The 6,280-nt window shown below is 67.0% G+C and carries 6 protein-coding genes and 1 pseudogene; 4 read left to right on the forward strand and 3 right to left on the reverse strand.

The features are described 5' to 3' along the window. Positions 1-156: 156 nt before the first annotated feature. Complete coding sequence (gene asd, locus ABE422_RS18610) at positions 157-999, reverse strand: archaetidylserine decarboxylase (protein ID WP_121038477.1); 843 nt, start codon at positions 997-999, stop codon at positions 157-159. After that, the gene (locus ABE422_RS18615; protein ID WP_265308475.1) at positions 996-1,646 is read right to left on the reverse strand and encodes an SCO family protein; all 651 of its coding nucleotides are present in this window, start codon (positions 1,644-1,646) and stop codon (positions 996-998) included. Before ABE422_RS18615 ends, asd begins: the two co-directional genes overlap by 4 nt. 216 nt (positions 1,647-1,862) lie before the next feature. Between ABE422_RS18615 and prmB the strand changes: the two genes are divergently transcribed. From prmB to ABE422_RS18635, 4 genes are all read left to right on the forward strand, one after another. Further along, positions 1,863-2,792, forward strand: coding sequence for a 50S ribosomal protein L3 N(5)-glutamine methyltransferase (gene prmB, locus ABE422_RS18620; protein WP_313218992.1), 930 nt, complete (start codon positions 1,863-1,865; stop codon positions 2,790-2,792). Beyond that, positions 2,789-3,892, forward strand: coding sequence for a chorismate synthase (gene aroC / locus ABE422_RS18625; protein WP_346483483.1), 1,104 nt, complete (start codon positions 2,789-2,791; stop codon positions 3,890-3,892). Before prmB ends, aroC begins: the two co-directional genes overlap by 4 nt. Continuing rightward, positions 3,885-4,940 (forward strand): D-glycerate dehydrogenase, encoded by a 1,056-nt coding sequence (locus ABE422_RS18630; protein ID WP_346483484.1) that lies wholly within the window; start codon positions 3,885-3,887, stop codon positions 4,938-4,940. The genes aroC and ABE422_RS18630 overlap by 8 nt, the downstream gene beginning before the upstream one ends. A gap of 161 nt (positions 4,941-5,101) precedes the next feature. Further along, entirely contained in the window at positions 5,102-6,127 is a 1,026-nt protein-coding gene (locus ABE422_RS18635) for an aspartate-semialdehyde dehydrogenase (RefSeq protein WP_102788063.1), read from the forward strand. Positions 6,128-6,192: 65 nt separating this feature from the next. Here ABE422_RS18635 and ABE422_RS18640 read toward each other — a convergent pair. After that, positions 6,193-6,280: pseudogene (locus ABE422_RS18640) on the reverse strand (organic hydroperoxide resistance protein); the annotation flags it as partial.

The raw sequence follows: 6,280 nt of genomic DNA on the forward strand, positions 1-6,280 counted from the left end.
CTCCCCGTACTGCCTGCGATGCCGGTCAGCGGCCGGCACTACCCCGATGCCGGCCAGCGGCCGGCACTACCCCGATGCCGGCCAGCGGCCGGCACTACCCCGATGCCGGCCAGCGGCCGGCACTACTGCGATGCCGGCCAGCGGCCGATACCACCGTTACTTCAGGGTGGCCAGTGCCTGCCCCAACTGAACCGCATGCTCGGCATCCAGGTGTGGCGCGAACTCGGCCACCCCCGGCGGCAGCAGCACGATCACGGTGGAGCCGTAGTTGAAGCGCGCCATCTCCGCGAAGCGCTCCAGGGTGATGCCCTTGCCGCGGTAATCCTTGCGCGTGATCGTATCGCCGTAGGCCGGAATTTCCTCGCCGCCCCACACCGTCTCCACGCCGGAGACCAGCAGCGCGCCGACCATCACCGAGACCATCGGGCCGAAGTCCGTATCGAAGTGACAGACCAGGCGTTCGTTGCGGGCGAACAGCCCCGGCACCCTGTTCACCGCGGCCGGGCCGACGCTGAACAACCGCCCCGGCACGTGCACGGTCTCGCGCAGCGTGCCGGTCCACGGCATGTGCACGCGGTGGTAATCCTTCGGCGACAGATACACCGTGGCGAACAGGCCGTGGTGGAAGACCTCGGCATCCTTGGCATCGCCCAGCAGCTCGGCGGCGGTGAAGGACTGGCCCTTGGCCTGGAAGATGCGGCCGTCCTCGATCTTGCCCAGCTGGCTGATCCGGCCATCGGCCGGCATCACCAGCGTGCGCGGATCGGCGTCGGCCACGCGCGCGCCCGGCTTCAGCGCCCGGGTGAAGAACTGGTTGAAGGTCGGGTAGCTGCGCGGGTCCGGGTTGGCGGCTTCGGCCAGATTCACGCCGAACTTGGCGGTGACCGTATCGATCAGCCAGCGCGAGACCCGCGGGTTGCTGGAGTACGCCAGTCTGCGCGCCATGGACGACAGCAGGCGATGGGGCAGGGCGTAGCTCAGCGTGGTCATCAAACTCATGGGGCGGATTTCTCGGTCAGCAGTTGCAGGTCGCGGGCAATGGCCTGCGCTTGGAAAGGAGGGCGGATCAGACCGGCCAGGCGGCCTTCCGGGTCCAGCACGGCCAGGCTGGCCGAGTGTTCGAGGGTGTAATCCTCGGGGTTCTCGTCGAAGTGCTTGCCCGGCACCTTCTGGAACACAAAGCCCAGCGAGGTGGCGAAACGCTCCAGCGAGGGCACATCGGCCGTCGCGGCCAGGGTGTCCTTATGGAACGCATGCACGTACTCGCCCAGCCGTGCCGGCGTATCGCGCTCGGGATCGACCGAAATGAAGACCAGCCGCGGGCGCAGCGTCTCGGGCAGGGCTTCCCACTGTTTCTGGGCCTGGGCCAGATCGGCCAACGTGGTCGGGCACACATCCGGGCAGAAGGTGAAGCCCAGGAACACCAGGGTCCAGTGGCCCTTCAGCTCACCCGGAATCAGGCGGGTGCCATCGGACTGGCCCAGGTTGAAATCGGGCAGCGGACGCGGCTGCGGATAGAACGTGATCGATTCGGTGGCAGGGCGGTCACCGCTTGGCTTGGGCGCGAAGACCTTCTGTGCCACGACCAGGCCCAGCCCGGCGGCCAGGGCGATCAGCAGGATGATGCCGACATTGCGATTGAACATAAGGGCCCCGTCCCGGAAGTGGCCACCATGATAGAGGGAGCCACGCCGGATTGTCGGGAGGGGCGTCGGCACGCCAGCCCACGGACTGGCAACCGCCGCATTGGCTTCTGTCTTGATCCTCGCCGTGGCCCGGGTTCCGGCTCGTTTCGACTGCAACGGATGCCCCGGCCCGCCCCAGCGCCTATAATCGGGGGCCACATTGCCTGTTGCCCCGCCATGACCGCCGAAACGGCCGCCGAACTCCACACGATCATCGACCTGATCCGCTACGGCACCAGCCGTTTCAACGCCGCCGGGCTGACCTTCGGGCACAGCTACGACAACGCCCTGGACGAAGCCACCCAGCTCGTCCTGCACAGCCTGCACCTCCCGCATGACCTCGGCCCGGCCTACGGCCAGGCCCGCCTGCTGCAGGACGAAAAGGTCGGCGTGCTGGAGCTGTTCCAGCGCCGCATCGACGAGCGCATCCCGGCTGCCTACCTCACCGGTGAGGCCTGGTTCGCCGGCCTGAGCTTCAAGAGCGACAGGCGTGCCCTGGTGCCGCGCTCCCCGATCGCCGAACTGATCGAGTGCGGCTTCGAGCCGTGGCTGGCCGGCCGCGATGTCCATCGCGCCCTCGACCTGTGCACCGGCTCGGGCTGCATCGCCATCGCCATGGGCCACTACTACCCCAACTGGGAAGTGGACGGCGTCGACCTCAGCGACGAAGCACTCTCGCTGGCCGAAGAGAACAAGGAACGTCTGCAGACGTCCAACGTCACCCTGCTCAAGTCCGACCTGTTCAACGGCCTGACCGGCCGTCACTACGACCTGATCGTCACCAATCCCCCGTACGTCACCAACGACGAGACCGATGCCCTGCCGCGGGAATATGCCTACGAGCCGGAGATGGGCCTGCGTGCCGGCGACGACGGCCTGGACCTGGTGCTGAAGATCCTGCGCGATGCCCCGCTGCACCTGAGCGAGGATGGCCTGCTGATCTGTGAAGTGGGTGAGTCCGAGCAGCACCTGTACAAGCTGCTGCCGGAAGTGGATTTCCGCTGGGTCGAGTTCAAGGTCGGCCAGATGGGCATCTTCGCCGTGGAGTGCCGCGAACTGATCGCGCACAGCGCCCGCATCACCGAACTGGCAGCGCAGCGGCCGTGAGTTCCAACAGCTTCGGCAAACTGCTGACCGTCACCACCTTCGGCGAATCGCACGGTCCGGCGATCGGCTGCGTGGTGGACGGCTGTCCGCCGGGGCTGGAGATCAGCGCCGACGAATTCGCCCATGATCTGCAGCGGCGGGCGACCGGCAAGAGCCGGCACACCTCCGCGCGGCGTGAAGCCGATGAGATCGAGATCCTGTCCGGGGTGTACGACGGCCGTACCACCGGCACCCCGATCGGGCTGCTGATCCGCAATACGGACCAGCGCAGCAAGGATTACACCAACATCGCCCAGCAGTTCCGTCCGGGCCATGCCGACTACAGCTACTGGCAGAAGTACGGCATCCGCGATCCGCGCGGTGGCGGTCGTTCCTCCGCGCGCGAAACCACCATGCGCGTCGCTGCCGGCGTCATCGCCAAGAAGTGGCTGCTGCAGCGGCATGGCGTCACCGTGCGCGGCTATCTCTCGCAGTTGGGCGAGATCACCCCGACCGGGTTCGACTGGTCGGCGGTGGAAGACAACCCGTTCTTCTGGCCGGTCGCCGATCAGGTGCCCGCGCTGGAGAGCTACATGGATGCGCTGCGCAAGTCCGGCGATTCGGTCGGTGCGCGGGTCAACGTGGTGGCTGACGGCGTACCGCCGGGCTGGGGCGAGCCGATCTACGGCAAGCTCGATGGCGATCTGGCGGCAGCGCTGATGAGCATCAATGCAGTCAAGGGCGTGGAGATCGGCGACGGCTTTGCCAGCGCCGCGCAGAAGGGCACCGAACACCGTGACCTGCTCACCCCGCAGGGGTTTGCCAGCAACCATGCCGGCGGCATCCTCGGTGGCATCTCCACCGGCCAGCAGGTCACCGCCTCGATCGTGCTCAAGCCGACCTCCAGCCTGCGCCTGCCCGGTGCCACGGTGGACGCGAGCGGTGCCTCGGTCGAGGTGATCACCACCGGCCGTCACGATCCGTGCGTGGGCATCCGCGCCACTCCGATCGCCGAGGCGATGATGGCGCTGGTGCTGATGGACCAGGCGCTGCGCCACCGCGCCCAGTGCGGCGATGTCGGCGAGATCACGCCGCGTATTCCGGGCACGATCGATGGCTGATCGGCGCCCCAAGGTCTGGGTCAGCCAGCCCCTGTTCGACGATGTCGTCGAACAGCTCGGGCAGCATTTCGACCTGACCATGACCGGCGACGTCACCCGCTATACGCCGCAGAAACTGGCCGAACAGCTGGCCCACGTCGACGGCGCGCTGATCACCCTCAACGAACGGATCGGCGCGGCCGAGATCGCCAACGCGCCCCAGCTGCGCGCGATCGCCAACGTCGGTGTGGGCTACAACAACCTGGATATCGACGCGCTCAGCGCCGCCGGCATCCTGGCCAGCAATACCCCGGATGTGTTGACCGAAACCACGGCCGACCTCGGCTTCGCCCTGCTGATGGCTACCGCGCGCCGCATCACCGAATCCGAGCGCTGGCTGCGTGACGGGCAGTGGGGGCAATGGTCGTTCCAGACCATGCTCGGTGCGGACATCCACGGCAGCACGCTGGGCATCCTCGGCATGGGCCGCATCGGCCAGGGCATCGCCCGCCGCGGCGCACACGGCTTCGGCATGCGCGTGCTGTACCACAACCGTTCGCAGCTGCCCGAGGCCATCGAGGCCGAGGTTGGCGCGCAGTATGTGGATCTGGATACGCTACTGGCGCAGGCCGATCACCTCGTGCTCGTGCTGCCTTACAACGCCGCCTCGCACCACATCATCGATGCCGATGCACTGGCGAAGATGAAGCCGACCGCCACGCTGATCAACATCGCCCGCGGCGGTATCGTGGATGAGCTGGCGCTCGCCGATGCCCTGGCCAACGGGCGCCTGGCCGCGGCCGGGCTGGATGTGTTCGAAGGCGAGCCGACGGTGCGCCCGGAACTGCTCGCCCTGCACAACATCGTGCTGACCCCGCATATCGGCAGCGCCAGCCAGGCCACCCGCCGGGCGATGGTGCAGCTGGCCGTGGACAACCTGACCGCCGCACTGGGGCAGGGCCCGGATGCCGGCCACCCGCCAAGCGCGATCAACGCCGACGCTGTCGCTGCCGTGAAAACCGGCGGCGCGACCGTGGGCGGCAAAAAGATCGACGACGCAAAACGATAGGGAACCGCGCTGGCCAACAGGCGAGGTTCCCGAACCGGTAGGTACCGACCGATGGTCGGCACATATCTCCAAGGCACGGCAGGTACCGATCGTTGGTCGGTACACATCCCCAACGCACGTTACGTATCGGCCACGGGTCGGTACACCCAACAGAGGTTCTCATGAGCAATCCAGATCGTCGTTTCCACGTCGCCGTCGTCGGTGCCACCGGTGCTGTCGGCGAAACCATGCTGGCCATCCTGGCCGAGCGCAACTTCCCGATCGCCACGCTGAGCCTGCTCGCGTCCTCGCGTTCGGCCGGCGGCGAGATCGAGTACCAGGGCGAGAAGATCAAGGTCCAGGACCTGAGCACCTTCGATCCGAACGGCGTGGACATCGCGCTGTTCTCCGCCGGTGGCAGTGTCTCCAAGGAGTTCGGCCCCAAGTTCGCGGCCGCAGGCGCGGTGGTGATCGACAACTCCTCGGCCTTCCGTTACGACGATGACGTGCCGCTGGTCGTCTCCGAAGTGAACCCGGAAGCGCTGAAGAACCGCCCGCGCGGCATCATCGCCAACCCGAACTGCTCGACCATGCAGATGCTGGTCGCACTCGCGCCGCTGCACCGCCAGTACGGCATCGAGCGCATCAACGTGGCCACCTACCAGTCGGTGTCCGGCGGCGGTCGCTCGGCGCTGGAAGAACTCGGCAAGCAGACCGGCCAGCTGCTCAGCTTCCAGGAAATCGATCCGCAGCGCTTCCCGGTGCAGATCGCGTTCAACCTGATCCCGCACATCGATGATTTCCAGGACAACGGCTTCACCAAGGAAGAAATGAAGCTGGTCTGGGAAACCCGCAAGATCCTCGGCGATGACAGCATCCTGGTGAACCCGACCGCCGTGCGCGTGCCCGTGTTCTATGGCCACTCCGAAGCGGTCACCATCGAAACCCGCGACAAGGTCACCCCGGATGCCGCGCGTGAGCTGTTGTCACGTTCGCCGGGCGTGGAAGTGGTCGACAAGCATGAAGCGGGTGGCTATCCGACGCCGGTCACCCATGCCTCGGGTACCGATGCGGTGTACGTCGGCCGCATCCGCGAGGATCTGTCCCACCCGCGCGGCCTGAACCTGTGGATCGTCTCGGACAACATCCGCAAGGGCGCTGCCCTCAATGCCGTGCAGCTGGCCGAACTGGTCGCCGCCGAAGGCTGATCGCGTGGTGGGGGGGGGGGGGGGGGGGGGGGGCCCCCCCCCCCACGGCAGGTCATGCGGGGGGATCAGACCACCGTCAGCGTCACGTCGATGTTGCCGCGGGTCGCATTCGAGTACGGGCACACGATGTGCGCCTTCTGCACCAGCGCTTCG

Origin of the sequence: Stenotrophomonas sp. TWI1151 (genome assembly GCF_039673135.1) — a bacterium.
GTDB lineage: Bacteria > Pseudomonadota > Gammaproteobacteria > Xanthomonadales > Xanthomonadaceae > Stenotrophomonas.